At 69.1% G+C, this 25,978-nt stretch carries 21 protein-coding genes; 12 read left to right on the forward strand and 9 right to left on the reverse strand.

Annotated features, from left to right (window positions below; translation table 11 throughout):
* Positions 1-2 precede the first annotated feature (2 nt).
* The 8 genes from A5481_RS11370 to A5481_RS11405 are packed head-to-tail and all read left to right on the forward strand — an operon-like array spanning position 3 to position 7,480.
* Positions 3-272 (forward strand): hypothetical protein, encoded by a 270-nt coding sequence (locus A5481_RS11370; protein ID WP_048432320.1) that lies wholly within the window; start codon positions 3-5, stop codon positions 270-272.
* Positions 269-925 carry a DotI/IcmL family type IV secretion protein gene (locus A5481_RS11375; RefSeq protein WP_048432321.1) on the forward strand — a complete coding sequence of 219 codons (657 nt, stop codon included), beginning with the start codon at positions 269-271 and terminating at the stop codon, positions 923-925. Before A5481_RS11370 ends, A5481_RS11375 begins: the two co-directional genes overlap by 4 nt.
* Positions 922-2,007 carry a DotH/IcmK family type IV secretion protein gene (locus A5481_RS11380; RefSeq protein ID WP_082172952.1) on the forward strand — a complete coding sequence of 362 codons (1,086 nt, stop codon included), beginning with the start codon at positions 922-924 and terminating at the stop codon, positions 2,005-2,007. Before A5481_RS11375 ends, A5481_RS11380 begins: the two co-directional genes overlap by 4 nt.
* A 9-nt stretch (positions 2,008-2,016) precedes the next feature.
* Positions 2,017-3,318, forward strand: coding sequence for a DotG/IcmE/VirB10 family type IV secretion system protein (locus A5481_RS11385; RefSeq protein ID WP_048432322.1), 1,302 nt, complete (start codon positions 2,017-2,019; stop codon positions 3,316-3,318).
* Positions 3,318-3,572 carry a hypothetical protein gene (locus A5481_RS11390; RefSeq protein WP_048432323.1) on the forward strand — a complete coding sequence of 85 codons (255 nt, stop codon included), beginning with the start codon at positions 3,318-3,320 and terminating at the stop codon, positions 3,570-3,572. Before A5481_RS11385 ends, A5481_RS11390 begins: the two co-directional genes overlap by 1 nt.
* 16 nt (positions 3,573-3,588) lie before the next feature.
* A complete protein-coding gene (locus A5481_RS11395) occupies positions 3,589-4,074 on the forward strand; it encodes a hypothetical protein (protein WP_048432324.1) in 486 nt (161 codons plus the stop codon).
* Positions 4,071-7,058 (forward strand): hypothetical protein, encoded by a 2,988-nt coding sequence (locus A5481_RS11400; RefSeq protein WP_048432325.1) that lies wholly within the window; start codon positions 4,071-4,073, stop codon positions 7,056-7,058. The genes A5481_RS11395 and A5481_RS11400 overlap by 4 nt, the downstream gene beginning before the upstream one ends.
* A gap of 14 nt (positions 7,059-7,072) precedes the next feature.
* Complete coding sequence (locus A5481_RS11405; RefSeq protein ID WP_245238640.1) at positions 7,073-7,480, forward strand: hypothetical protein; 408 nt, start codon at positions 7,073-7,075, stop codon at positions 7,478-7,480.
* Positions 7,481-7,564: 84 nt separating this feature from the next.
* Here A5481_RS11405 and A5481_RS11410 read toward each other — a convergent pair whose 3' ends face one another.
* The 4 genes from A5481_RS11410 to traA all read right to left on the reverse strand — a co-directional run bounded on the left by A5481_RS11410 (position 7,565) and on the right by traA (position 14,029).
* Positions 7,565-8,485 carry a hypothetical protein gene (locus A5481_RS11410; RefSeq protein WP_048432327.1) on the reverse strand — a complete coding sequence of 307 codons (921 nt, stop codon included), beginning with the start codon at positions 8,483-8,485 and terminating at the stop codon, positions 7,565-7,567.
* Positions 8,482-9,783 (reverse strand): Fic/DOC family protein, encoded by a 1,302-nt coding sequence (locus A5481_RS11415; RefSeq protein WP_048432328.1) that lies wholly within the window; start codon positions 9,781-9,783, stop codon positions 8,482-8,484. Before A5481_RS11415 ends, A5481_RS11410 begins: the two co-directional genes overlap by 4 nt.
* On the reverse strand, positions 9,780-10,067 hold the full coding sequence (locus tag A5481_RS11420) for a hypothetical protein (protein ID WP_048432329.1): 288 nt from the start codon (positions 10,065-10,067) through the stop codon (positions 9,780-9,782). Before A5481_RS11420 ends, A5481_RS11415 begins: the two co-directional genes overlap by 4 nt.
* 221 nt (positions 10,068-10,288) lie before the next feature.
* Complete coding sequence (traA, locus tag A5481_RS11425) at positions 10,289-14,029, reverse strand: Ti-type conjugative transfer relaxase TraA (RefSeq protein WP_082172953.1); 3,741 nt, start codon at positions 14,027-14,029, stop codon at positions 10,289-10,291.
* Positions 14,030-14,554: 525 nt separating this feature from the next.
* On the opposite strand from traA, the gene A5481_RS11430 reads away from it, so the two are divergent.
* Genes A5481_RS11430 through A5481_RS11440 form a run of 3 tightly spaced genes read left to right on the forward strand, consistent with a single transcriptional unit; the run spans position 14,555 to position 17,032 of the window.
* Entirely contained in the window at positions 14,555-14,854 is a 300-nt protein-coding gene (locus A5481_RS11430; protein WP_048432330.1) for a TraC family protein, read from the forward strand.
* Positions 14,838-15,035 carry a conjugal transfer protein TraD gene (locus A5481_RS11435; RefSeq protein ID WP_048432331.1) on the forward strand — a complete coding sequence of 66 codons (198 nt, stop codon included), beginning with the start codon at positions 14,838-14,840 and terminating at the stop codon, positions 15,033-15,035. Before A5481_RS11430 ends, A5481_RS11435 begins: the two co-directional genes overlap by 17 nt.
* Entirely contained in the window at positions 15,032-17,032 is a 2,001-nt protein-coding gene (locus A5481_RS11440) for a type IV secretory system conjugative DNA transfer family protein (protein ID WP_048432332.1), read from the forward strand. The genes A5481_RS11435 and A5481_RS11440 overlap by 4 nt, the downstream gene beginning before the upstream one ends.
* Positions 17,033-17,204: 172 nt before the next feature.
* Here the strand turns inward: A5481_RS11440 and A5481_RS34625 are convergent, their stop codons facing one another.
* Positions 17,205-17,378 carry a hypothetical protein gene (locus tag A5481_RS34625; protein WP_167350030.1) on the reverse strand — a complete coding sequence of 58 codons (174 nt, stop codon included), beginning with the start codon at positions 17,376-17,378 and terminating at the stop codon, positions 17,205-17,207.
* A gap of 577 nt (positions 17,379-17,955) precedes the next feature.
* Complete coding sequence (locus A5481_RS33440) at positions 17,956-18,129, reverse strand: hypothetical protein (RefSeq protein WP_156311721.1); 174 nt, start codon at positions 18,127-18,129, stop codon at positions 17,956-17,958.
* 465 nt (positions 18,130-18,594) lie between these two features.
* On the opposite strand from A5481_RS33440, the gene A5481_RS11445 reads away from it, so the two are divergent.
* Positions 18,595-19,065: a hypothetical protein gene (locus A5481_RS11445; protein ID WP_156311722.1), complete on the forward strand. Its 471-nt coding sequence runs from the start codon at positions 18,595-18,597 to the stop codon at positions 19,063-19,065.
* A gap of 39 nt (positions 19,066-19,104) precedes the next feature.
* Here the strand turns inward: A5481_RS11445 and A5481_RS11450 are convergent, their stop codons facing one another.
* The 3 genes from A5481_RS11450 to A5481_RS11460 form a co-directional block, all read right to left on the reverse strand.
* Positions 19,105-20,031 (reverse strand): DUF2493 domain-containing protein, encoded by a 927-nt coding sequence (locus A5481_RS11450; protein ID WP_048432346.1) that lies wholly within the window; start codon positions 20,029-20,031, stop codon positions 19,105-19,107.
* A 340-nt stretch (positions 20,032-20,371) separates the two neighbouring features.
* Positions 20,372-21,433 carry a DUF7146 domain-containing protein gene (locus A5481_RS11455; RefSeq protein ID WP_048432333.1) on the reverse strand — a complete coding sequence of 354 codons (1,062 nt, stop codon included), beginning with the start codon at positions 21,431-21,433 and terminating at the stop codon, positions 20,372-20,374.
* A gap of 25 nt (positions 21,434-21,458) precedes the next feature.
* Complete coding sequence (locus A5481_RS11460; protein ID WP_048432334.1) at positions 21,459-25,814, reverse strand: strawberry notch-like NTP hydrolase domain-containing protein; 4,356 nt, start codon at positions 25,812-25,814, stop codon at positions 21,459-21,461.
* Positions 25,815-25,978 lie beyond the last annotated feature (164 nt).

Below are 25,978 nucleotides of genomic sequence, written 5' to 3' on the forward strand. Positions count from 1 at the left end.
GGATGGCCCGCCGAGCTTCCATCGGGGCGTTCAGCCTGCCCTCGGCGGGCGGGTGCCTGTCGCCCTCGGCCCTCGCCGACCGGATCGAGGGTTACTCGCGCGCCTCGTCGTTCCTCGCCGGCGCGGTCTTCGCCTCGCTGATGGCGATGATGTGGCTCGCCTACCTGTCGATCAAGCGGGCCGAGGTGATCCCCTACGTCGCCGATGGCGGCGTGTTCGGCTGCGAGGTGAAGATCGTGGCACCGCCGACGGCGGGAAGGCCGCAGTCATGAAATCGGCCGATCACATCGCCCAAGAGGTCGACGCCGGCCGGATGATGCTGCGCAACCAGTGGCAGTGGATCCTGCTGCTGTCGCTGTTCCTGCTGCTGTCGCTCACGGTCAACGCGCTCCTGTTCTACAACGCGTTCATCCGGTTTCCGGTCAAGCAGTTCATCTGGACTTCGGACGCGCAAGCCGTCTGCGAGGCGATCCCGCTTGCCGAGCCGAACATCAGCCAGGCGCGGCTGAAGGAGTTCGCGGTCTCGTCGGCCGTCCAGTTGAACTCCTACGACTACGCGAACTGGCGCGCGCTCATCAACAACGCGCTGAGCCAGTCGTTCACGCCGAAGGGCCGCGACCGCTACCGGGCGGCTCTGCAAGAGAGCGGCATCATCCAGAAAGTCGTGACGGGCTACCAGACCGTCTCGGCCGTGACGACCGACCCGGCCAATGTGGCGGAAGAGGGTAAGCTCGCGGGCCGCTACTACTGGCGCGTCGAGGTTCCGCTTCAGATCTTCTATCGCACGAACGTCGAGACGCGGGTCGAGCGGCGTCTTCTGACCATGACGATCGTGCGGATCGACCCCTCTCCGATCAACCCGAACGGCATCGCGATCGACTCGGTGATCTCGACGCAGCAACTGACCAATCAGGTGGGGCCATGAAGCGCGTTTTGGCCTCTGGCTTCGCCGTGGCTGCCGTCTGGGCGACCGCCGCGGTGGCACAAGCTCCGGGGCAGCCGGCCCCGCCGCCGAACTTCCAGCCCCCGGGCGAGACGGTACGCCGGCCGGCCGGGGTGCCGCCGGCCACTGGCCCGTTGGCGACGCCGCCGCCGCCCGTTCCGCGCGCCCTGACCCCGGCCGAGCTCGAAGAGCTGCGCAAGCGCATGATCGGCGGCACCCAGGGCATGATCCTCAAGCCCGGCGAGATCCAGGACGTCCGCCGGGCGGTCCAGGATGCGCAGGGCGCGGGCAACTTCCCCGGCCGCGACGGGCGCATGCCCCGGCCGGAGCCGCGGCTCCTCACCGTCACTCAGGAGGTCAGTCGCTCGGCGCCCGAGACGCTGCATCTCGCCTACGGGGTCGTGAGCCCGATCACCTTCGTGGATGCGAAGGGCGCGCCCTGGCCGATCGCCTCGGTCGCCTACGATCCGCGCCTGTTTGCTCAGGATGGCACCGGCTGCGGCCAGGATACCACGCTGGGGGCGACGCAGGTCCCGGCCGGGGCGGGCGCCGACAGGCCAGCCTCGATCAACCTGATGCCGTGCCGCTACGACACCTGGGGCAACATCCTCATTCGCCTCGAGGCCGTGCCCTACCCGATCCCGCTGATGGTCCTCTCCGGGCAGAGCGAGACGGTCGACATCCCGGTCACGGTGCGGGTCGCTGGCACCTCGCCGCTGACGCCGGTGAAGGTGGTCACGGCGAGCGCCCCTGTCCGCAAGGCCGGTCCGCCCGGCCCGCCGCGCGGGGCGGCCCCGATCGACACGACGGCGCTCCTGCACCTGTTCGGCGCCGGCACGCCGCCGACGGGCGCGCAGAAGCTCGTTGCGACCGGCGGGGCGCAGGCCTGGCTCTACCGCGAGCGCATGTACGTGCGCGTCCAGGGCGACCTCGTCAGCCCGCAGCCGGTCGCCTCGGCCGACGCGGCCTCGGGCTACCGGATCTACGAGTTCCTCCGCCCGGCCTCGCGCCTCGTCGCCGAGCGCGGCGACGGAGCCGAGACCGCCATCACCATCGAATTCTAGGAGGGGATAATGGCCACGCTGTCTCCGAAAGCGACCGCTGCACTGGGTGGGTCGCTCCTCGTCTTCGCCCTCGGCTCGGCCGCCTTCGTTCTGAAGGACACGCCCGGCACGGACCAGGGCGCCGGGCTGGCCTCCGAGATCCGCGGACAGACGCCTAGTCCGCAGAACGACATGATGCGTCCCGTCGGCAAGGTCGAGGCCGACCGGCGCGCCGGCGTCAACCGCCAGGCGGCGGACGAGAAGGACAGCGCCGGCAAGCCCTACGTGGCGCCGACGGTGATCGCCGAGAAGCGCGGCGCGACGATGGGCGATCTGCCTGACGAGAACCCGGTCCCGAAGGCGCCGGAGCCGCCCCCGGAGCCCAAGGTGGTGGAGAAGATCATCTACCAGGATCGTCCGGTCATCCAGACCGTGTACCGGGACGTGCCGGTCCAGCCGACGGCGGACCCCGAGCAGGTCGCGGCGATCAACGAGCAGATCAAGGCGCTGTTGAAGCCAACCCCTGGCGGGTTCCTCGTGCGCTCCTTCGGCAAGGGCGACCGGCCAAAGCCGCCTGAGCCGCGCCCGGCCGCTGCGGCAGCGCCGGTGCCGGTCGGCCCGTTCGGCCCCGGCATCCGGCACGCGACCGTGGCGCGCGCCGGCGACGTCGCCTACGCGGTGCTCGATCGCGGCTTCAACTCCGACGACCCGGCAGCCCCGATCTTCGCCACCATCGTCGACCTCGACGAGCGCCAGCAGCCCGGGCCGCTCAACGGTATCCGGCTGCTCGGCCAGATCGTCTACTCGCAGACGCAGGCCTCGATCCGGTTCTCGACCATGATCTTGCAGGACGGCCGCCAGGGGCCGATGCAGGCGCTCGCGATCACGGTCGACCAGGCCCGTACCGGCGTCGCCGAGGACGTCGACAACCACGTGCTCGAGCGCTACGGCGGCCTCGTCATCGCCGGCCTGATCCAGGGCGTCGGCCAGGTCGGCCAGCAGCTGACCCAGCTCAACACCCAGACGGTGGTCGGCAACGGCTTTGCGGTCCAGTCCGGCCGCAACGTCGATTACCTGACCGCGGGCCTCGGCGCCGCGCTGCCGGTCGGCCAGGCCCTGACCGCGGCTGCGGCGCGCAGCTTCAGCCGGCCGCCGACACTGTCGAGCCCGACCAACTTCCCCGTAGGCATCGTCTTCCTCCAGCCGGTGGTGGTGCCGCTCGACGCCGCTCGCGTCTCGGTCGGCGCCGGCACCGGCTACGGGCCCGATCCGGCCTTTGGTCCGAGCTACCGGCCCGAGACCCTGCCGATCTCTCAACTGAGGAAGCCGTGATGGGTGGCTCGAAGGGAGTCGCGGACGTCCTGCGCGGCCTGATCGACCTCGTGCCGACGCTGGCCTGGCTCGTGGTCGTGCTCACGGCCGTCACTGGCATTTTCCTGACCGGCTACGCAATGCTGCGGGTCTACCAGGCCAACAACTCGGGCGACGGCACGGCGGGTAACTGGATCGTTGCCGGGGTGATCGGCTGCGCCATGACGATCCCCACGATCATCATCGCGCAATTCTCCTTCTACTTCGCCGAGTGAGGGAGGACCTGACGCGATGAACGACGGATCCTGGCACCTCATCGACAACCTGACCGCCAACGCGGCGGCCTACCTCGACGATCATCCTGTGGTGACCAAGGCGGCCATCGCGCTTACCCTCGCGGCGGGCTGCTACGCGGTCGTGGCCGCGCGCGCCTGGTCGGTGTCGGTCTGCTCGGACCGGAGCTTGCGCCGGATCCTGCACCTCTGCGGCATGGCAGGCGGCGGCTGCCTGTTCCTGACCGGGCTGCTCTACGACGGCCTGACACGCGGTCTGGACGGCGCCATCACCTACCCGCCGCTGATCTACGCCTACTATCCGGCCTCGATCACGCTCTCCTGCGCCGCGATGGTGTTTGCCCTCGCACAGGTCTTCTGCGCCCTGCACGTCCGCCCGGCCCCACTGATGCGGGGCATCATTCCGGGACTGCTCGGAGCCTGGCTCTTCGCGCTCGCTGTGCCCGTCTACCAATTCTCGGTCATCCTGCGGGGTATCCAATGAGGACGGCCGACAAGTTCTGCGACTTGGCGGGCTTCGACCCGGAGCGCGAGGAGGCGGTGGTCTACGCCCATGATGGGTCGCAGCTCACCCTGATCGAGATCGACGGCATCCGCTCGATCGTCTCGCCCGACGACTACCTCGTCAACGTGGTCGAGCGCTTCGCCGGCGGGATCGCGCAGATCCTCAAGCGCCCAGGCCACCAGATCACGATCTCCTACGAGTCCTCGCTCAACACCGCCAAGGTCATCGATCCCTTCGTCGAGCGCCAGGGCCGGCGCTCCCGCCAGAAGGGTTTGTCGGTCGAGGCGCTGATCGAGGAGGGCCGGACCGTCCTGGAGGAGCGTGCGCGCTCCGAGACGATCCTGCTCGCCGCCTGGACCCGCCCGACGGCCGGTACGCCCGAGGAGGTGCGCCGCGAGCGACGTGACAACCGCAAGGCCTGGCAGGAGTTGCCCCCGGCCCGCGACGCGCAGAACCCCTACCTGCGGCTCGGCGCCCTCGACGGCGTCCACGCCGCGTTCGTACGGCGGGTGGTGGAGGCGCTCGGCGAGGCCCGCCTGCAGGGCCGGATCCTGGCTCCCGACGACAAGGGGCGTCGGCGCGACCTCGAGCAGATCCGGGCGGCGGTCCTCTACCACGAGACCCCCGACGGCTGGACGCCCTACGGACCTGGCACCCGGCGCTACCCGGGCGCCAAGGAGCGCCACGACGATGACGTGAGCGAGTTCTTCACGCCGACCGTCGCGCGCCAGATCATGACCTCGAACGCGCAGGCCGCGAGCAACATGCGCGCCCTCGACATGGGCGGGCGCCGCTACGCGCTCGCGGTCATGCGGATGTTTCCCTCGACCATCCTGCCGTTCAACCGGCTGCTCGACTCGCTCCTGGAGAGTTCGTCGCGCTCCGCCGACATGCCGTTCCGGGTCTGCTTCCACCTCGAGGCTTTGCGCGATGCCGATGTCGGCTTCCGGCTCAGGAAGGTGTTCGCCGGCCTCCTCGCCTTCGCGAGCCCGAGCAACAAGAACCTGTTTCGGGCGCTGCGCCAGCTCGAGGAGGTGGTCCAGAAGGACGGCGAGGCGATCGTCAAGGGCCGGGTGATCGCCACGACCTGGACCGAGCCGGGCGAGGATCCGGGGCTCCTGGAGCGGCGCCGCTCGTACCTGATGAGCGGGATGATGACCTGGGGCGAGGCGGTGATGACCGATGCGCCCCACAACCCGCTGCGGGCTCTGTGCGAGACGGTAGCCGGGATGACGGTCCAGGCCGAGGTTCCGCCGGGCTCGATCGCGCCGCTCGGCGACCTCGCCGCCCTTCTGCCGTTCCACCGCACGGCGCCGATCTTCAAGCAGGGCCAGAGCATGCTGGTCACGCCCGACGGCAAGCCGGTGCCCTACGAGGCGCTGTCGCCCGAGCAGTTGTTCTGGCTGACGCTGATCTACGCCACGCCCGGCTCGGGCAAGAGCGTGCTGATGAACCGGCTCAACGTCGAGTTCGCGGCGTTCTCGGCCGGCGCGGCGCTGCCGTTCCTCGCCGTCATCGACGTCGGCGTCAGCTCCAGTGGGTTCATCGAGCTGGTGCGCAACGCGCTCCCCCCTGAGCGGCGGCACGAAGCGTACTACGTGCGGCTCCTCAACACGCCGGATTACGCGGTCAACTTCCTCGACCTCGGGCTCGGCCGGCGCATGCCGCTGGAGCGCGAGAGGAGCTTCATCGAGAACTTCCTGACGACGCTCCTCAACGTGTCGAACCCGGAAGTGGCGCTCCTCGTCCCGCGCCTGATCTCGCGGGTGTTCCAGCTCAAGAGCGACCTCCAGTTCTCGTCCTCGCCGGCGGTCTACCAGCCCGACGTCGACCCCGAGCTCGACCGGATCATCCACGACTTCGGCATCGCTGTTCCCGACAAGGCGCGGTGGTGGAGCATCGTCGACGCGCTGGTCGAGCGCCGGCTCTTCAACGCGGCGCAACGCGCGCAGCGCTACGCGATGCCGGTGCTGGAGGACTTCGCCCGGGTGCTCGCCGAGCCGATCATGGTGCAGGATTTCCCTGCCGAGCTGATCCGCCACGTCCAGCGCTCGCTCGAGTCCGCGATCGAGAAGTTCCCGATCTTCGCCCGGCCGACGAGGCTCGACCTCGGCGAGGCCCGGGTGGTGTCGATCGATCTCCAGGATGTGGCGCAGCGCCACAAGTCGCCGGAGGCCGAGCGCAACAACGCGCTGATGTTCATGATCGCGCGGCACGTCTATCTCTCGAAGATCTCCGGCTTTTCCGAGGAGATCGCGAAGATGGATTTCCCGCCCGAGGACAAGATCCGGGCGGAGTACGTCCGGTACTGGGAGGCGCGCTACGCCGAGGTGGCGGAGACGCCTAAGCGGCTGTGCATGGACGAGTACCACCTGACCGGCGGCGTCGAGACGATCGCCCGGCAGGTGAAGTCGGACGCCCGCGAGGGCCGCAAGTGGGGCCTGGAGCTGATCCTGGTCTCGCAGCTGCTCGCCGACTTCGACACGCTGGCCGACATGGCCTCGACCGTGCTCGTGCTCAACGCCGACTCGAACGAGATCCGCGAGCAGGCGCGCAAGACCTTCGGGTTCGATCAGGCGGTGAAGTCCGCGCTCGAGCGCCAGGTGCACGGCCCGCAGGGGCGGCGCGGCGCGAACCTGCTGGCGCGGTTCAAGCTGCGCGAGGAAGAGCGCTGGATCATTCTGAACAACTCGCTCGGGCCCCGGATGCTGTGGGCCCTGACTACCAAGGCGGAGGACCGCCTGGTGCGCGACGAGCTGTACCGCCGGATGGCGGTCAACGATGCGCTGCGCATCCTCGCTTCTCGCTTTCCCGATGGCACCGCCATCGAGACGTGGAGCCGGATGTCCGCGCTTGCGCGGTTCGGTGAGGACCGGATCGCAAAGACGATCGTCGATCAAGTGTTGGGGGAAATCATGAGCGAAGCTCAGCCCCAGATCGGCCGATCCAGAACCGCAGCATGACGATGGAGGCTTCCATGAACTTCAAGGATATGTACTACCACGCGCTCGCGACCGCGACGGTCATGGGCTGGAGCACTGTCTCGGCCCTGGCTCAGGCGACGGGCGGCACCTCGGGCGATCCGTCCGCGCCGATCGAATTTCTCAAAAACTCGCGCTCGAAGGCGGCGAGCTCGTCGCTCAACGCGTCGTCGATCGCCACGGGCGGCAACAACGCCGGCATCGTCATCTCGATCATCTTCGCGGTGATCGGCATCGGCCTTGCCGGCATCTCGGGCGTGAAGCTCTACAAGTCGTCGCAGGACGACAACGCCCGCGAGGATAGCGGCCGGTCGATCGCCGGGATCGTCGTCGGCTCCGGCGTCACCATCCTGGGCGTCATCATCGGCGTCGTCACCACCTACATGACCGGGTCCGGCACCTGACCTGAGTGTCGACCTGGCCGGTACAGCGTGACACGACGACAGCGCCGAGCGGGCCCACCGCTCGGCGCCACTTATTGAGCGACCTCAGTAGGTCGTGATCGCAGACTGCAAGTTTGGATCGACGTGGCGAAGCCACGTGTAATCCGGGAAATGCAGCCTGTGCGCCGCGAGGGCCGCGGCAGCGAGCGCCGAGACGACCGAGGCGAGGTCCTCCTTTTTCTCGAGCACGGCATGAACCTGGAAAAGCGGAGCGTCACCCCGGCCGGGCCGTTCGGTGATCGCCTGGAGCAGGGCGCCGTGCAGGGTCGGCAGGAGGGCGGCAGGGTGCTCTGCCAGGGAATTCACGGCGTGGCGGTCTCCGGCAGCCCTGACGGCCTTCAGAACGGCTTCGCGGGCCTTGCGATCGGCGAGGGGAGCCACCGCGTCGATCGTCAGGAAGAGGGCGCCGGCGAGGTGCCAGGGAATGTCGTCCAGCACCGTCTCCACGGCCCTGGCATTGAGGAGGTCGCGGACCCCCTTGAGAGGGTTGGAAACGTCCGGCTGGGCTGGGAACGTCTCCTGGTCCGGGTCGACCAGCGGCACCGGCCGCACCAGCCGGTGGGCCGGAACGAACCGACTGATGATTTCCGCCTTTCCGAAGCCCTGGCGCGGAAGGGTGATGAGCTTCTCGATGTGGTCCCGGCTGCGTTTGCGCCACGCGAGGAAGCCGATGAGCGCCGTGAGCAGGGCGGCCACCAGGCCGAAGGGAGTACTCGACTGGTAGATCGACACGAACGCGAACGGCTCGCCCGCCGGCGTGCCGGTGAAGTACCGGCCCCAGCCCGTGAACCGCCACAGGGTCGCGCTCTCGAGCAGCCGCAGGGCGGCATACATCCGGCCGAGGACCGGAGAGAACGTCCACCATAGCAGGCTGAGAACGCCCATCGTCGAGAGGGAGACGACGGCAAGGGTGATGATCGGTCCGGCCGAGATCGACTCGACCGGCTTGCGATGCAGAGCCTTCATACGGACCGTCCGAGCTGAGGCTCTTCCTGGCCGAGCGTCTTCTGCTGGGCGAGTGTCTGCTGACGATCGTCGGCCACCAGGACGTCCATCATGGGCTTCAGGACGGCGCGAATTTGCTCAAGATCCTGACCTTTCGGCAGGAGGCTCTTGGCCTCGGTGTCGCTGCCCTGGACCAGGATCGCTGAGCCCTCGCGCCCGAAGCGCTCGATCAGGCTCTTGTCGATCTGGCGCACCTCGGCGGCCAGCCCCGGGTCGGCGACGATCTCCCGGGCCGGTCGGTTCTTCAGCGCTTCGGCAAGCGCCGGGCTCGGACCCGGGATCTCGATGCGGTTGCGCGTCACGTCCTCGGGTCGCTGGCCGGAGAGCATGAGGTAGCTCGCCGGGATCAGCACCCGGCCCACGACCTGGCTTCGCGCGACCTCCTCGCGCGGCTGGTTGCGGTCCAGGCCCTCGTCGCTGCGCAGCACCCGCACGTCGACGCGGGAGTTGTTCTCCGGCATCACGCGGAACGAGGCGAGCGGCACCGCCGCAATCTCGCGGTCCTGACGCACCAGGGCGTGGTGGTAGCTCGTGGCGACCACCTGGCCCCGGACCTGGGTGCCGGGTTCGGGCAGGACGATGCGCGGCGCACCCATCAGCCGCGTCGCCTCGAACGCCTCCGCCGACAGGCGGCCGAGGACCGGATGAGCGCGCTGCTCCTCCGAGTACCGCGCATTCCGCACCATCTCCGCCAAGGGCTGGATCTGGCCGCGGGTGGCCAGCACGAACTTGTCCCGGGTCTCGCTCGGCACCCGGTTGATCAGGGCCTGGTCGAGCGGCTGCTTATGGTGGCGGGCGTACTGCTCCATGAACGCCAGCAGCGTGCGCGTGTTGCCCTCCCGGAACGGGTGGGCCTGGAACAGCGTCGCCATGTTCTGGGCCAGGCGGATCGCCGGCCGGCTGTCCTTCAGGTTCCCTGGCTCTTCGCGTGCCAAGCTCGACAGGGCCGACCGCATCAGGCCGTCGATCTGCGCCGGCGGCGCGTAGGCGACGCTGCGGCCGTTCAGCACGATCTCGGGCTTCCAAAGCTCGACCGTGCGGGTCTCGCCCGCCCACGGGTAGACCTCAGCGAACAGCCGCTTATGGATCGCCGCGAAATGCGCCTGGTCGAAGTTGCCGAGCACCGGCTCCTTCAGCATCTGGCGCAGGGCCTGGAACGAGACGATCTGCTCGCGCTCGGCCAGGGCCTCGGGATCCCGGATGCCGGCGTTGTTCCTGAGGGTATCGGTGCCCTCGTAGACGTAGGGATCGCCGCTCACGCCACCGCTCCCTTGGCTCGGGCCCGGCGCGCGTCGAGGGCCTGGAACACCTCGTCGTTGGTCACGAGGCCGGCTCCGGCGAGGAGCGCGCCGAGCTGGACGCGCAAGGACATCCCGTTGCCCGATCCGAGCATGATGGCTGCCGCCTGCTCATCCTCGGGGGACATCAGCGCGGTGACGAAGGGGGCGAACTCACCCTCGTCGACGCCCGTGGCGAGAGCCTCGAGCAGGGTGAGGGCGTCCTGGCGTTGGGTCACCAGCGCCGGCAGGTCGCGGAAACTCATGGGTGCGGTTCCTCGGTTCTAGCCCGGCCGGTCCGGCTCGCAGGCAGCGACTCTCGATCCGTCCTTCAGACGGCCAAAACTCTCGGCTGTCCTCTCTCTCCTACCCTTACCCATAGTCGCCCCGGCGCCAATACGGACCGCGTGTCGTAGGCGTCACAGCGGAGACCGGAGATAGTTCTAACGGGCAAGTTTCAGGAGCCGATCCAGGAAATAACGGGGCCTCAGACCGTCAACCCGAGATCACGGTCACGGTCGAGCTCCTTGCCCTGCTCCAGGGTTTGCTGAGGCTGCACGTCGAGGCGCTGGTCGAGCTCGCGGCGCAGGACCTTGGCGATCAGGTGATCGAGGCTTCCCTCCTTGAGGTAGGAGGCGACGAACCCACCGCCCGACAGGATCTCGCGCTCCTCGCTCGTGAGCCACTGCGCCGGGCCGAGGCCCTTGTCCGGCGAATGCCCGATCGCGCCGGTGGCGCCGAACCGGCGGGCAACGGCGCTCGCGAATGCCTCGATCTCCGCCCGCTGCTCGGACGTCGCAACAGACCGCGCGACGACGGCATCGAAGGCCCGTGGGTCCGAGCCCGGTGTACGGGCAATCTGAGCCAGCGCGGCCGAGGCGGCCGGCGACAAGCCGGGCACCTCGATCGCGATGCGTCGGCGGTATCGCACTTCCTCCGGACGTGCGTTCTCGATTTCGGCGGAATACTGGTTTTTGAGGTTGATGGCGGCCCCTCTGATGGCGTCATACGACGCCACGGCTTTCTCGCGTTCCTCCTTCTCCGGCTTCGGCACGAACCAGCCCTTGCGGCCCCGCAGACCGCCATAGGCTTCCGGGTCGGCCAGCAGTTCGTCGATGCGCGAGGTGTAGCCTTTTCCGGGCGCGCGAAGCTGGGCGTAGATCGCCTTGAATAGGCCTGCGGGATCCTTGACCGCCGTGCGGATCGAGGATCGCAGCGAGGCGAGTTCCTGCTTCAGATCTCGCTCCGGATCGACGCGATATGCGAGGGCTGCATCGACGGCGGTCTTGTCGAAGGGAACGGCAGCGAGGAATGGCTTGAGCGGGATCGCTTGGGCGGCAGGCTCTCGGGTCTTTAGCGGAACGTTCTCGACGACGGCGGGCCGGGTCGAGACGAGTGCCTGCCAGGCGGCGGCAAGCCGAACGGCCGCACCATGCAGGCGGCGCCAGCGCACCTGGACCGTCACGATCATCGACCGCGCGCGCTTCACCAGCGCGGGTGTGAGGGCCGCGTGACCGTTGAGCCCGCGGCGTTCCGCGAAGGCCGAGGCGAGGGCACGCAGATCCTGTGGCCGCACCCGGTCGGCGACGTCGGTTTCCGCGTTCTCCAGCCGGGCGAGAGCCGCATCGAGCGCGGCCAGGGCTGGCGAGCCGGATGGGTCGGTGACGCTGGCATCGGGCTTCCGGTCGGGGCCGATCGCAGCCGCGTCACCGTCTGCCTCGAGGCGACCTGCGAGCGCCGAGAGATCCCTGGCGATCCCCTTGGCATCGAGCAGCGGGAGATCGCTCGCGCGGCCTCGGACCGCCTCGCCGTCGATCGACTCCGGCGGCCGCGTCAGCGCGACAGCGGCCTCACGGAAAGCGGCCTCGTCGACGTAATCCAGGGTCGAGGCTTTCGAACCGTCCCGCGACAACCGGCGGGACAAGCCGTCGAGCGCGGCCGCATCGAGAACGCCCCGTGACGGCGCCGCTCCGAGCTTGGCTTTGCGCCAGTCCGGAATGAAGTCGGCATGCGCGCCGTGGAGGATGACGGTGTGGCGGTGACGCGTCATCGCCACGTAGGCCAGATGCTGATCCATGCCGGGCGTGGCCAGCACGTGGACCCGATCGAGCGTCGCGCCCTGGCTCTTATGGACGGTGGCCGCGTAGCCGTGATCGAGGTTGCGATAGACCTCGGCGTGGACCTCGATCCGCTCGCCGTCGCCTCTGCCGTCCCGATCGAGCTTGACCGTGAGCCGGCCGCTCGACGCGGCCTCGACGGTGGCGAGCATCCCGTTCTTCACGCCGAGCTGGCGGTCGTTCTCGAGGAACAGCACGCGGTCGCCGGGAGCGAACATCCGCTCGCCGCGCGCCGTGATGAACCGGGCCTCATTCTCCAGCATCCCGTCGGCCTTGAGCGCGGAACGCGCCAAGGCATTGAGGGCCAGAACGTCGACGTTGGTCTGGGCAAGGATCAGCGTCTCGCTTGCCCGGCCGTCGGGCTTGAGGCCAAGGTAGTCGAGTTTCCATGCCGCGATCAGGGCCTCGCGTGCGCCCTCACGATCGGCTGAGAACCGCACCATCCCGGCTTCGCTGTAAACGCTGAGTCCCGCGGCCGCCTCGCCTCGGGCAAAGGCCACGCTTGCCCGCCGCATCGCCGGATCGACCTGGCGCCAGATCTCGGAGAGCTCGGCATAGCCGATTGTCTCGGTGATCGCCCGGAAGCCGGCACCGGCCTCGATCGGCTGGAGCTGCTGGGCGTCACCGACAAGGACCAGCTTGGCGCCGCGCCGCTCCACCTCCTGGACGATCCGCGAGAGCTGCTCGGAGGCGACCATGCCGGCCTCGTCGAGCACGAACACATCGCCGGGTTTCAGCAGGTCGCGCTCGTGCTTCCAGGCGAGTTCCCACGACGCCAAGGTGCGGCTCGCGATCCCCGCACTCCGCTCCAACCCCTCGGCCGCCTTGCCGGCCAGCGCCCCGCCGACGACGGCGTGACCGGCGCCGATCCAGGCCTCACGCGCAATGCCGAGCATGGTCGATTTGCCCGCGCCGGCAAACCCGACCACGGCCGCGATCCGCTCGGGCGCCGTGACGTGACGGACCGCGTCGCGCTGCTGCTCGGAGAGTTCCGGGCGGGCCGCAATGGCTCGCTCGAGCGCCCGCGGTGACACCCTGTGACCAGCATCGGCGTAGAGCCGGCCCGTCGCCGCCTGCATCAGGATCTCGGCTTGAAGCAGCGCCCTCGTCGTCCAGCGCGCCGGCGACACCACGCGTCCGCTCTCGGGATCGAACACCTCCTCGGCGACCGCGACGAGTTCGGGCGATTGGCCGAGCCTGAGACGAACCGCCTCGAACGCGGCCGGGTCGTCGATGTAGCGGAACACGGCGCGAGCGATGTCGCGCTCGTCGAACACACTCTTCTCGCGCGAGACGATCGGCAGCAGCTTGTCGGGGTCGGCGATGATCGCCTGCGCATTGCGGATGCGCTTCTGCTTCTCCTCCTCGACCCGATCGGAGACGGTGCCGCGCAGGTTGGAAGCCTGAACGCCGATGTGCTCGGTCGGCTCGATCCGGATGCCGGCCTCGGCGTGGGAACGGTGATCGATGCGCAGGTCCAGACCGGCCTTCGCGAGATGCAAGTTCGATGTCTCGGCCCATGAGCGACGCCATGGGATGAGGTGCTTCATCGGTCCAGCCATACGCTCATAGCGAGGCTTACCGTCGTCTCGATACAGAATGTTGCCAGCAGGGTCCCGTGCGAACTCAAACTTGGCTGCGAACCCCTTGTCCGACAACCTGCGCAACGGGATCATGACGTGAATGTGGGGGTTGCCGGGGGCGTCATGAAACGCCCAATCGGCGACGAAACCCTGTGAGACGACCTCCGTCTCGATCCAGTCGCGGGCGAGCGCAACGTTCTGCTCGAAGGTCAGCTCGATCGGCAGCGCGATGTTCATCTCCATCGCCAGCCCGGTGCCTTTCAAGCCCTCCTTCTTCTCGACGGCGTTCCACAGCAAGGCCGAGGCACCGTTCTCGCTGCGCCCGTCGATGGCGGTCTGAAACCAGGCCGGAACCTCGGCCGGCAGGCTCAGCTCGGCATGAGCGACGTGCTGCTTACCCTCGTACGAGATGACCTTGCCGTCGGCCTCACGGACCATCGTGGCTGCGCGCCGGTAGGCGGCGCTGGAGACGGCACTCTTGCCGTTGGCGCTGCTGATGACCTGAGGCGAGAGGTGATAGATGGCCATGCGAGGGTTCCGAGCTTGGCCATTAGCAGCTAACCCAGGGAAACGCAAGTTTCCCCATTAGTGCGCCCCTTCGTAAAACTCAGGGGACTTTGCGGCGGCGCTCCGCGCCGTAGCTCCGCTTAAGAGAGGCCCCTGCGGGGCCGGAACCTGCTGCCCGGCAAAGCCGGCCAGCGCGCCCTTCCTGCGGGCGCGATCGCCGGAGGTATCAGGGCAACGGGAACGGGCGAGGCCCGATCGAACTGGCCTCCGCGCTCCGGCGAAGGTCGCGCCGCCGGAAGGGGAGAGGAGAGGCCTTTAGCTCGGCCATAAACTTGGCCGCCGAAGGTCAATCGTCTGGCTCATGATCGGCAACCCGACTGGGCCACCCCACACCATTCTAAGTCTAACATCGCGGAAAGTGTGACGTTGGGACCACGGATCCTCGCGTCCAGAGCCTGATAACGCTTCGGCGTACTGACGCAGCGTTTCCCATTCGTGTTGCGGATGTTAACCAGTGCTGTCCAACCGAATGGGAACGGAGCATCCATGGCCAGGCCAAAGTCGCGCGAGGCGATCCTCGGCGAGATCCAGCAGCTCACCACTTCGATCGATGCGCTGAAGAAGAAGCTCACCGAACATGACAAGGCCGAGGCCGCGCGGATCGGTGGCCTGGCAATGAAGGCCGGTCTCGGCTCGATCGCCATTCCCGAGGAGGTTCTGACCAAGGCCTTCGAGGAACTGGTGGCGCGATTTCGTACGGAATACCCGGAGGTGGCGCAGCCCAAGGCAAAGGGACGTCGAGGCGCTCGATCGGCTCCGGAGGGAGCTGATGCTCAAGCGGAATGAGGAGCGGAAACAGGACGCGCACCAGAAGATCAAGCTCGGCGGCCTGATCGTCAAAGCCGGGCTCGCCGACATCCCGACCAACGTGCTGCTCGGGCTGCTGGTCGAGGGCCGCGAGCGCATTCGCGACCCTGCCGTCGAAGAGCGGCTCGCCCGCCTGGGGGACAAGGAGTTCACGAAATGAAGTGGATTAACGGGGTCATCGTCGTCGCGATCGGCCTGGCGCTGCACCTCACGTTCAGCCTGTTCCTTGCCCCGCTGGTCGGCGCCTTCTACGTCATCGAACCGGGCCATACGATGATGGTCCACGCCATGCGGGTGGCCGCCGTGGCGTTCCCCGCACTGGTGCTGTTTGCCGCTTCGGGCCTGACCCGGGCCGGCGACAGTGGCCGGGTGGTCGCAAGCTTCTCCTCGCTATTCCTGATCGTTCTTTGCGCTTGGACGGTCCGCGAGGAGATCGCTCGTTTGAGCGCGCTCAATCCGCGAGCCGACGCCCGCGCGCTGCTCCGCCAGGCCGACATCCCGCTGTTCTGCGCGGTGTGCTTTGCGGGCTTCGTCGCCTTCATCGCGCCGGTCGTTTCACTGGTCCGGGTCCGCAAGACCACGCGCGGCTACAACAAGCCGGTTCGGTCGAAATCCGCGGCCCATGGCGACGCCGAATGGGCGCCGATGAAGCTCGCTGGTGAGCTGTTTCCGGAGGATGGTGCGCTGGTGCTCGGAGAGCTGTACCGGCCCGATCTCGACCCCAAGAACACCTCGCGGATGTTCAAGCCTGGCGATCGCAAGACGTGGGGTTCCGGCGGGCGCAAACCGCTGATGGGGTTCAACGCCGATCTCGGCTCCGGGCATGGGCTGATCTTCTCGGGATCGGGCGGGTTCAAGACAACCGGTACCGTGATCCCGATGCTGCTGTCGTGCCCATGGAACACCGTCGTGCTGGACCCCTCGACCGAGTTGCATCCGATGCTCGCCGAGTATCGAGAAACGATGCAGGGTCCGAGCAACCGTCGGCGGGTGTTCTGCATCACGCCGACGGATCCCAAGAGCGGGTTCAACGTGCTCGACTGGATCGGGCGGGGTGAGAACTCGGCCGAGAAGGACATCGCCGCCGTGGTCGGCTGGATCGCCACCGGCCAGGTCAAGCGCGCCGATCCCAACGACTTCTTCCGAAATTCGGCGCTCCAACTCATTCGCGGGGTGCTCGCCCACATCTGCCTCAACCGGGGTTTCGATGCGACCCGGCCGCGCACGTTGCGCACCCTGCGCGAGCTGATCTCGCAGGCTGAGCCTGACTTCCTGGAGTACCTGAGCCGGATCCTCAGGGCCGAGGAAAAGGACTCGTTTGCCGCGCTGGCGCTGGGCCCGTTCAAGTCGATGACGCCTCAAACATTCTCCGGCGTTTACGCCACCGCGGCCGATCTGACGAACTGGTTGTCGTTCAAGGAATACGCCGCCATCGTGTCGGGCGGGAAGTTCTCCAGCCTCGACCTTGTCGAGAGCGATATCGACGTGTTCGTCGCGCTCGACCTTCAGACGCTTCAGGATTACCCGGGCCTTGCCCGGGTCATCATCGGCGGGCTGATGAACACGCTCTACCATGCCAACGGTGAGGTGAAAGATCGCGTCGCGTTCATCCTCGACGAGGCGGCACGGCTCGGCAACATGAGCCTGCTCGAGGTCGCCCGCGACGCCGGCCGCAAATACGGCATCGTGCTCGTGATGGTGTACCAGGCGCTGGGCCAGCTTCGCCAGCAATGGGGCGACAAGGATGCCGTCTCGGCGTGGTTCGAGTCGACCTCGTGGCAGAGCTTCTCGGCCGTCACCGACGTCGAAACGGCCAAGGCGCTGTCGGAGCGCTGCGGGTACTTCACGCAGGAGACCATTTCGTTCAGCCAGCAGGCTCGTTCGGGCGGCAAGGGCTCGGGCGGAGTGAGCGTGTCGGCCTCGACCTCGCTCCACAAACGGGCGCTCATTATGCCCGATGAGATCATCAACACCATGAGGCGCGACGAGCAGATCCTGTGCGTGCCTGGCATCGAGCCGATCCGGTGCGGACGCGCGATCTATTTCCGACGCGACGACATGAAGAAGCTCGTCAAGGAGAACCGCTTCTTCGCTCGTGAAAGCCAGGAAGCGGATGATTACCGAACCGAGATTGAGGCGAGCCAACAGGCGGCCTGACGGGCCGCTCGCCGCGTCGCCGGACGCGGCGAAACCCGTCCAATCGGACGGTTCGGCGGGCGCCCGAACGGGTGCCCGCCGAAGGCTTGTCCGGCGCGCTACGAACCAGGGTAAGGCACCCCGATCTCCGGGGTAGAAGGCCGCCCGTTGGGCGGCCCTGGAGGAGGGGGTTTTAGCCCTCCGGGGTGAGCTGGGCGACCCGGGTCTGGGCGGCCTTCAGCTCGGCCTGAATGGTGCGCCGCTCGCGCGGGCAGGAGATGGAGGCCAGCTCGGCCTGGAGTTCCGCAACGTGGGTCACGAGGGCGTAGCGGGCGTGGGCGGGGAGGGTCGAGGTGGGGCGCGGCATCGGCTGGGTTCCTGTGGCGCTCGGGACCGTCCCTGCGCGATGCGACCCACCAAACAGGCGGCGGCTCCGCCTGCACCCCGCAGGGGCCGGAGCGCAGCGGAGGACCGGCCGGACTGACGATTTTGTTTCGCGAGGAATGACGCGAAGCGGCAGGGGAAAATCGTCTGGCCGGACGGTTGCGGGCGGAGACGCCGTCTGTTCCCTTGTCGCCATCGTGTAGGGACGGTCCGACGCTGTGGCGAACGTCGGCGCCGCGCTTCACCGCCGGTTCCGCTTGGGGCGGATCGACCGGACGCCGGGCTTGCCGGATGGGGCGCGGTGGCCGGCTCGTGACCCTCGCTGCTGCTCCCGTTTGGCGCGGGAGGGCGCCCTCCACCGCGCCGCCGCCGCTCGTGATGGCGCCCGCTCCGGACGCCTCCAGCCTCGCGGCCTGACCAGGAAGGCTGCCCTCGCCGGGGAGGAGCGCTTCCAGCCTGACGCCGATACCTCCACGATCCGGTTGCCGCTAAAAGCCGAGCTTCTCGTTCTCTCGAAAACGGCGAAGGGTCGGCTCATGCCGACCCTCGTGGCGGCTCGCTCAGGCCCCCGGTGGGAGGTCGTCGATCGCGGCCTGGACCTCCTCGATGCATTCCGCCACGACCCGCCGCGCGGCCAGGTCGGTGAGAGAGTTCATCTCCGCATTCATCGAGGCCAGGATCGCCTGGAGGTTCGCGCGAAGACCTGACTGAGGGGTGTTGGTGGAGAGGAGCATCGGGTTGGTTTCCCTGGCGCTCGGGACCGTCCCGGCGCGATGCGACCCCCCAAACAGGCGACGGCGCCGCCCGCACCCCGTCGGGGCCGGAGCGCAGCGGAGGACCGGCCGGTCTGGCGATTTTGTTCCGCGAGGAATGGCGCGTAGCGGCAGGGGAAAATCGTCCGGCCGGACGGTTGCGAGCGGAGACGGAGTCTGTTCCCTCGTCGCCATCGTCGTTGGACGGTTCGACGCCGTGGTGAACGTCGCGACCGCGCCTTCTCCTGCGCCGTTCGCAAGGGTTGGGTCGGCCGCATGGTGGCTCCCGCCAGATGGGGGATGTGACCGCCTTACGGCATGACCAGGCGCGTGGCTCGCGTTGGGGAGGAGCTCTTCGAACCCGGCACAGATCGGCAACGGTTCAGTGCTGACCCGACCTTCTCAGCGTGCTACCTTGCGGCAGACAGGCACAACTCAGGGGCAACCGTGGCCGCCAACCCGCTCGCGCCGTTCACCTGCCCCAAGGCCTCGGCCGCGCCTCTTCCGCCGTCTTCCTGGATGACCATCAAGGCGATTTTCGAGGGCTCCACCTCGCTTCGGTTTGAAGTCGGCGAGCCTGCCGATCTGCGCCTCACGCTGACCATCAGTGGAGGGTCCGTCTCGGCCACCGGCATCGACGACGTCGGGGAGCTGATAGAGGGTTTCCAGCTTGACGGGGAAGCCATCGTGTTCTGCGATCGCTCGAGCTTCACGCTGGTTCAGACCGGTGACACCGTCATCTACCGCGACGCCGAAGAGCTGATCCCCATCCCCCGCGGGGCCTACGATCGCGTGGCCGCACTCGTGACCGATCTCATCCAAGATCGGCACGTGCAGGACGTCTTCGAAGAGGCCTGTCTGCGGCTCGCCAAGGAGGCGAGAGAGGCCGCCTGGCTCCCGAGCCACGACGGGTTATAGCGGCCCGAGCACGGGCCGCCCGTCCGCGGGGACCGGCGCTCACGCGCCGGCCTTCACGTTCCGCTGGACGGGGATTCCCTTCGCCATCGCCTTGTCGGCGAGGTTGTCGGAGATCCCGCCGCCCGGGAAGTGCACGATCCCGATCGGTGCCTGCTCCAGGATCTGGTCGTTGCGCCGGAAGGGCGCCGCCTTGCTGTGGCGCTTCCAGTCCGGCTTGAACACCACCTGGGCGACCTTGCGGTTCTCCGCCCACTTCGCGGCGATCAGCTCGGCGCCCTCGCCGCCACCGTGCATCAGCACCATGTCGGGGTACTTGGCCCTGACGCGGTCCAGGGTGTCCCAGATCACCGACACGTCCTGGAACTGCTTGCCGCCCGTGAAGGCGATCCGGGTGCCCTGCGGCAGGTGGATCTCGGTCTCGGCCCGGCGCCGGGCGCTGATGAAGTCGCGGCTGTCGATCATCGCCGCGGTCATCGTCGCGCGGTTCACCTGCGAGCCGGAGCGGGGGCGCCAGAGCGACTTGGTGATCCGGGTGAACCGGTGGGCGGCCGCGTCGCGGGCGTACTCGAAGGCGTTGCGGCGCTCCGAGAGGGTCTGCCCGAGGGCGATCAGCCGTTCCAGCTCGACCGAGAGCACCTCGCTGCCGTCCTGCTCGCGCTGGCTCTGGCGCTGCGCCTGCTCGTTCTCGTCGAGCTTGCGCTCGATCATCTCGACCCGGCGGTGGAAGACGTTCACGGCCCCCCACAGCACGTCCTCGAGGTCGTCTTCCAGGCGGGTGCCAGCGAACGCCTCCCCGAGCGCGGACATCGCCACAAAGAGGGCATGGTCCAGTTTGCTGGAGTGGGGCAGGGGCCGGGGATCGTCGTGCTCCTCGAACGGGCGGTAGCCGGTGACCGCGAGCTCCTCGAGCAGGGTCGGATCGGGCTGCATGTCGTCGTCGAGGTCGCGGGTGAGGTGGTCGAGCATCGCAGGCTCCTTCAGGGGTCCGGGGACCGCGTCCATCGCGGCCTTCATGGCGACCCAAGGCCGGGCTCGGGGGCCTGGCGCACCCGCGCGAGGATCCGCATCGCACCCTGGCGATGCGGCCGCGCGGGCCGGAGCGTCAGCGGAGGACGGCTCGACGGCCGTCGATTTTGCTTCGCGATGCAAAGCCGCCGTAGGCGGCGGCGGAAAATCGTCGGACGTTGGCCGTTGCGCCGAAGGTTTCCCGACCCGGCATCAGTCGCCCTCTAAGAAGGCCGTGGACGCCGGCTCTCTCGCGGCCCGGGCCTGCCTGTGGTTCGATCTCAACCAGGCAGGAGGCTGGTCAGGCGGCCATCGCCTCCTCGAACTGGAGGTAGGCCACCGCGTCGTTTGGATCGAGCTGGGGCGCGAGATGCAGGGCGAGATCGCGCGGGCCGAGGTGGCACAGGTCGGTGTTGAAGTCGTCCTCGCGGGGATCGAGGTCGCTCACCAGGATGCCCGCGGCCTCGGCGCGCTGGCGCAGGGTCGCAGCGCCCTGCCTGCCGGCTGGATCGTCGTCGCGGGCGATGTAGAGGTGGCGCAGGCCGGGAGGAAGGATCAGGGCACCGAGGTGGGCCCCCGACAGGGCGGCGACGTGCGGCACGGCCGGCAGGACGCGCTGGACCGACAGCACCGTCTCCGCGCCCTCGCCGGCCACCATCAGGTCGGGCACCGTGCCGGGAAACCGCGCCCCATGGCCGAGCTGGTTGCCGAGGGTCCGCCGCTGGTCGCGCACAGCGGCCTTGCCGCGCCCGTCCGGAGCGAGCCAGGTCCGGCCGACCGCAGTCACGGCGCCCGTCAGGTCGGTGACGCTGGCGACCAGCGCCGGGTGGTAGGTGTCCGGTCCCGCCGGCTCCTTGGCCGAGGGCCGGTACAGGCAGCGCGGGTGGAACCGCAGGGCAGCCTGGTCGAGCGCGTGGCCGAGCCCGCGTGAGCGCAGGTAGGCCGCAGCGACGGTGCCGGGCACCGGCCGGCCGTAGCGCAGCATGCGACGGGCCGACTCGACCGTATCGCGGGCCGCAGGCAGCGGGCGATCCCGCTCCGGCACGGGCTGGTGAGGCATGCTCAGGAACGCCCGTGCTTCCGAGAGGGCCGCCTTCCAGTCCTCGTTGTTCTGGAGCCGGATCACGTCGAGCAGGTCGCCGTGCTCGCCGGTCGCGCCGTCGGTCCACTTGCCCCGGGCGCCCTTGCCGGTGCTCGGCCCTGTCAGCCGAACGTACATCGATCCGCCCTCGGTGTTGAAGACGTCGCCGACGCACCACCAGCGGCCGTTCCGGTGGCCGTTCGAGAGGTAGCGCCGGCAGAACGCCTCGACGTTGTCGGCGAGTTGGCGGGAGAGATCCGCGGCGGTGGGATGGATCGGCATGGTCGGCCTCCGTCGGGTTCGTGCATTAAGCGTGAGCGTGAGCGGCGACGCAACGTAACAGTGCATAGCGGTCGATGACGGCGGCCAGGATGGCGGCCCCATTCTCTCCGACCGGGATGAACAGACGCGTACGAAACGAGATCACTTCGGAGAACAGGCCGATCGTCTTCAAGGCCGCCCGCGCGTTCTCGCTCACCCCAATCAACTCGATGCGGTGTTCGCTCATCACCCGGACTCTCTTCACCTGAAGCCCGCCGGTGAGCTGGAGGCTGGCACGGCCCCCGAGCACGGCCGCGTAGGCGTCGGCCGGGGCCATGGCGGTGCCGGCGCCGAGGTTGAGCTTCTCGCGGGTGACGTGCAGGTCCTGCGGGTCGACCACGCGCCCGACGATGCGCTCGCCGGCGTCGGTCACGAGGCGGAACACCCGCATGTCGATGCCGGGCAGGCGATCCCAGATCGGCAGGAGCAGGCCGGTGACCACGTAGAGGGTGCGCTCGTCGAACTCGGGCAGGCTGGCAAGCTCGGCGCTCCAGGCCGCCGCGAAGGCCTCGGCCGATACCTCCTCGAACGAGGAGCGGGCATACTGGTCGCGGTCGAGGAGCTGGCGCTGGAGCGGGCGCACCAGGCGGACCCGCGCCACCACCGAGCCGTCCTCGCGCGTCTCGCTCGCCGCCTTCCCCATCAGCGCCGGCCGGCCGGACTTCGCGTTCACGACGGGGCGGTAGCCATCGGCGATCATGTCGAGCGCCGCGGCAAGGTCGAGCGGCCGGAGCCGGCGGCGCTCGGAGATGGTCAGGAGGTGGGTGTGCGCGCCGCTCGCCGGGTGGGTGTAGGCCACCTCGCGGTCGGTCACGGTGAAGGATTCAGCCGTCAGCACCTCGACGCCGACGTCGTAGACGCCGGCCGAGATCGCGCCCTCGATCACCTGGGCCAACCGCTCCTCGAACGCCTCGAACAGGATGTTCTGGACCGCGATGCGAAGCGCGAGAACGCGGTTGAGGAAGCGGCCGATCGGCGGCAGCTCGTCGAGGACGTGGCCGGCCTCGGAGGTGAGCGCAAGGCCCGTCATCGCCTCGAACACCTTGAGCGGGCAGCCCTCGATCTCGCCCCGCACGATCGCCCAATAGAGCTGGCGCAGCGCGGTGGCCGCGTACGGCCCTTCCAGGTTGTCCTCGGGCCGGAACAGGCCCTGACCACCGGTCTGGCGCTGGCCCCGCGTGATGGCCCCGAGCGTGTCGAGGCGGCGCGCGATGGTCGAGAGGAAGCGCTTCTCGCCCTTCACGCTGGTGGTGACCGGGCGAAACCGCGGCGGTTGCGCCTGGTTCGTCCGGTTGGTGCGGCCAAGCCCCTGCACGGCCGCATCGGCCTTCCAGCCGGCCTCGAGCAGGTAGTGCACGCGCAGGCGCTGGTTCTTCGCGCCCCGGTCGGCGTGGTAGCTCCGCCCGGTGCCTCCTGCATCGGAGAACACCAGGATCCGCTTCTCGTCGTCCTGGAAGGCCTGCGTCTCGGACAGGTTGGCGCTGCCAGGGCGGTTCTGGAGCACGAGGCGGTCGATCCCGTCCTTGCCCGCCTGGCGCACGATGCGGCGCGAGCGCCCGGTCACCTCGGCCACCACCTCGGTGCCGAAGTGGTGCAGGATCTGGTCGAGGGCCGACTGCACGGGTGCGAGCCCGCACAGGTGCTCGATCAGGGCGTCACGGGTCTCGACGGCCTCACGGCACAGGACGGGCTGGCCGTCGGCATCGATCACCGGCCGGGACTCGATGTTACCGTCGGCGTCGGAGAACGGCTCGTAGAGCTGGGTCGGGAAGGCGTGCTTGAGGTAGTCGATGACGTACTCGCGCGGCGTGACGTCGACGTGGAGGTCGCCCCACTCCTCCGAGGGGATCTCGGCCAACCGCCGCTCCATCAGCGCCTCGCCGGTCGACACGATCTGCACGACCGCAGCGTAGCCGGCCTCGATCCCCGCCTCGATCGCCGCGATCAGGCTCGGGCACTTCATTGCCGTGAGGAGGTGGTTGAAGAAGCGCTGCTTGCTCGACTCGAAGGCGGAGCGGGCAGCAGACTTGGCCGCGCGGTTCAACGTTCCGGATGTGCCGGTGACGCCCGAGGCCTTCAGCGCCGCGTCGAGGTTGGTGTGGATGACCTGGAAGGCGTCGGCGTAGTCGTCGTAGATCGCCGTCTGCTCCGGGGTGAGCGCGTGCTCCAGCATCTCGACCTCGACGCCGGCGTAGGACAGCGAGCGGGCGGTGTAGAGGCCGAGCGCCTTCAGATCGCGCGCCAGCACCTCCATCGCGGCCAGGCCGCCCTGGTCCATCGCGGTGATGAAGTCCGACCGGGTGGGGAAGGGGAAGGCGCCGCCGCCCCACAGGCCGAGCCGGTGGGCGTAGGCCAGCTTCTCAACCGTGACCGCGCCGGTGGCCGAGACGTAGATCACCCGGGCATCCGGCAGGCGGTACTGAAGCGCGAGCCCGGCGCGGCCCTGCTGCGAAGCCTCGACCACGCCGCGATCGCCCGAGCCGGCGGCGGCGTTGGCGAGCGCGTGGGCCTCGTCGAGGGCGATCACGCCGTCGAAGTTCGGCCCGAGCCAGGCGAGGATCTGGTCGAGCCGCGAGCCGGACCCGTTCCGCCCGGCCCCGCGCAGGGTCGCGAAGGTCGTGAACAGGATGCCCTCGGACAGCGTCACCGGCTTGCCCGGCGCGTAGCGCCACAGCGGGACGATCTGGAGCGGCTCCTGGCCGAGGTGGCGCCAATCCCGCTGGGCATCCTCCAGCAGCGCCTCGTTCTTCGAGATCCAGAGCGCCTTGCGGCGCCCATGCATCCAGTTGTCGAGGATGACGCCGGCGACCTGGCGCCCCTTGCCCGCGCCGGTGCCGTCGCCGAGGAAGAAGCCCTGGCGGAAGCGCACCGCGCCCTCTGCGTCCTTGGCCGCGGCCGAGAGGAGCGTACCGGTCTCATCGACGGTCCAGTGACCGGGCAGGTGGCAGGCGTGGGCGGCGCCGGCGTAGATCACGGTCTCGAGCTGGCATTCCGAGAGCAGGCCGGCCGAGACGACCGGTGCGGGGAGGCGCGGGGCGTAGCCCGGTCGGGGCAGGCGCACCGAGGCCATGGCGGTCGACTGGACCAGCGGGGTCGGATGGGCGTGAGCGCCCTCGATCCGCAGGGTCTCCAGGGCGTAGGCTTCGTAGAGGGCCGCCTCGGCGGCGAGCGTCGCGGGCAGCTCCTCGATCACCGTGTAGGCGATCTCCGAAGCGGTGACGTCGGTGGCAGCCGCCGCGGCGACCTGGGGCGAGGGGAGGGAGCGCGGGGCCGGCCCCGGCTTGCGGGAAAGCCCCGGGATCGAAGCCCGGCGGGCCGGTGCGGCGGCCGGCTCCAGGCGGGCCGGGACATCCGCCAGAACAGCGGCCAGCAGTCCGGCCGGATCATCCATCAGGCCGAGCGGAGCAACGTGCGTACCCGTCTCGCCGGCGGGCAGGCGGTCGAACACGCTGAGGCGCACATCGACGCTGGTGCCGTGCTTGGCATAGGCGCGGCCCGACAGCCCGGCCGAGAACACCAGCCGCCCGCCGCGCTCGCCAAGCGCCGCGAAGGCCTTGGCCGCGCCCGAGCGGTCGGGCCGGAAGCTCTCGCCGGTGATGGCGACCAGGCGCCCGCCGCGGGGGAGCCGCGAGAGGGCCGAGCGCAGGTGATCGCCGGTCGCGTCGCGATACCGGCCCTCGACCTGAGCCGCCACCGAGAAGGGCGGGTTCATCAGCACCACGCTCGGCGCCACGTCCTCGGCCAGGCGGTCGTGGATCTGCGCCGCGTCGAGCTGCGTGACCGAACCGGCCGGGTAGAGCGCCGCGAGCAGGCCGGCCCGGGTCGCGGCGAGCTCGTTGAGGTTGAGGCGAGCGCCGGCAAGCTCGGCGTGGATCGCGAGCAGGCCCGTTCCGGCCGACGGCTCCAGCAGCACCTCGCCCGGCCGCAAGCCGCAGGCGAGGGCCGCGACGTAGCCAAGCGGCAGGGGGGTCGAGAACTGCTGGAGGCTCTCGCTCTCCTCGCTGCGCCGGGTGTGGGTCGGCAGCATCCCGGCGATCCGGGCGAGCATCGCGAGCCGGCCGGCCGGTGTCGCGGCCTTGGCGCGGATCGCCGGCCAGAACCGGCGCAGGAACACGATCTGGGCGACCTCGGTCGCCTCGTAGGCGTCCTTCCACAGCCACAGGCCCGAGACGTCGCTGCCGCCGCAGGCGGCCTCCATCGCCGTCCGCAGGCTGGCGGTCTCGATCGCCCGGCCCTGCGCCAGCGCGTCAGCGAGGCGGGTACCGGCCTCGACGATGGCGGCCGGGCTCGGGGTGAGGGCGGTGCTCGCCTGGAAGTCCCTGGCGCTGATCGAGAAGTTCATGGACGCGGCTCCTGTCAGATCATGCCGGACCGCGTGGCTCTCTCTCGTCCTCGCGTCGGCTTAATCCCCGACTGGGCTCCTCTTCCTCTCAGCTCGCGGGACTTTAATCCCGCAGTGCAGTATCGGGGACACACCGAGCGCGCTTCCGCACAGTCACTTCCTTG

This window comes from Methylobacterium platani, from assembly GCF_001653715.1.
GTDB lineage: Bacteria > Pseudomonadota > Alphaproteobacteria > Rhizobiales > Beijerinckiaceae > Methylobacterium > Methylobacterium platani.

What these genes read in the sequence shown, in the direction of transcription:
- A5481_RS11370 (WP_048432320.1), top strand. Translation starts at nt 3, where the DNA reads ATGGCCCGCCGAGCTTCCATCGGGGCGTTCAGCCTGCCCTCGGCGGGC.
- A5481_RS11375 (WP_048432321.1), top strand. Translation starts at nt 269, where the DNA reads ATGAAATCGGCCGATCACATCGCCCAAGAGGTCGACGCCGGCCGGATG.
- A5481_RS11380 (WP_082172952.1), top strand. Translation starts at nt 922, where the DNA reads ATGAAGCGCGTTTTGGCCTCTGGCTTCGCCGTGGCTGCCGTCTGGGCG.
- A5481_RS11385 (WP_048432322.1), top strand. Translation starts at nt 2,017, where the DNA reads ATGGCCACGCTGTCTCCGAAAGCGACCGCTGCACTGGGTGGGTCGCTC.
- A5481_RS11390 (WP_048432323.1), top strand. Translation starts at nt 3,318, where the DNA reads ATGGGTGGCTCGAAGGGAGTCGCGGACGTCCTGCGCGGCCTGATCGAC.
- A5481_RS11395 (WP_048432324.1), top strand. Translation starts at nt 3,589, where the DNA reads ATGAACGACGGATCCTGGCACCTCATCGACAACCTGACCGCCAACGCG.
- A5481_RS11400 (WP_048432325.1), top strand. Translation starts at nt 4,071, where the DNA reads ATGAGGACGGCCGACAAGTTCTGCGACTTGGCGGGCTTCGACCCGGAG.
- A5481_RS11405 (WP_245238640.1), top strand. Translation starts at nt 7,073, where the DNA reads ATGAACTTCAAGGATATGTACTACCACGCGCTCGCGACCGCGACGGTC.
- A5481_RS11410 (WP_048432327.1), bottom strand. Translation starts at nt 8,485, where the DNA reads ATGAAGGCTCTGCATCGCAAGCCGGTCGAGTCGATCTCGGCCGGACCG.
- A5481_RS11420 (WP_048432329.1), bottom strand. Translation starts at nt 10,067, where the DNA reads ATGAGTTTCCGCGACCTGCCGGCGCTGGTGACCCAACGCCAGGACGCC.
- traA (WP_082172953.1), bottom strand. Translation starts at nt 14,029, where the DNA reads ATGGCCATCTATCACCTCTCGCCTCAGGTCATCAGCAGCGCCAACGGC.
- A5481_RS11430 (WP_048432330.1), top strand. Translation starts at nt 14,555, where the DNA reads ATGGCCAGGCCAAAGTCGCGCGAGGCGATCCTCGGCGAGATCCAGCAG.
- A5481_RS11435 (WP_048432331.1), top strand. Translation starts at nt 14,838, where the DNA reads ATGCTCAAGCGGAATGAGGAGCGGAAACAGGACGCGCACCAGAAGATC.
- A5481_RS11440 (WP_048432332.1), top strand. Translation starts at nt 15,032, where the DNA reads ATGAAGTGGATTAACGGGGTCATCGTCGTCGCGATCGGCCTGGCGCTG.
- A5481_RS34625 (WP_167350030.1), bottom strand. Translation starts at nt 17,378, where the DNA reads ATGCCGCGCCCCACCTCGACCCTCCCCGCCCACGCCCGCTACGCCCTC.
- A5481_RS33440 (WP_156311721.1), bottom strand. Translation starts at nt 18,129, where the DNA reads ATGCTCCTCTCCACCAACACCCCTCAGTCAGGTCTTCGCGCGAACCTC.
- A5481_RS11450 (WP_048432346.1), bottom strand. Translation starts at nt 20,031, where the DNA reads ATGCTCGACCACCTCACCCGCGACCTCGACGACGACATGCAGCCCGAT.
- A5481_RS11455 (WP_048432333.1), bottom strand. Translation starts at nt 21,433, where the DNA reads ATGCCGATCCATCCCACCGCCGCGGATCTCTCCCGCCAACTCGCCGAC.
- A5481_RS11460 (WP_048432334.1), bottom strand. Translation starts at nt 25,814, where the DNA reads ATGAACTTCTCGATCAGCGCCAGGGACTTCCAGGCGAGCACCGCCCTC.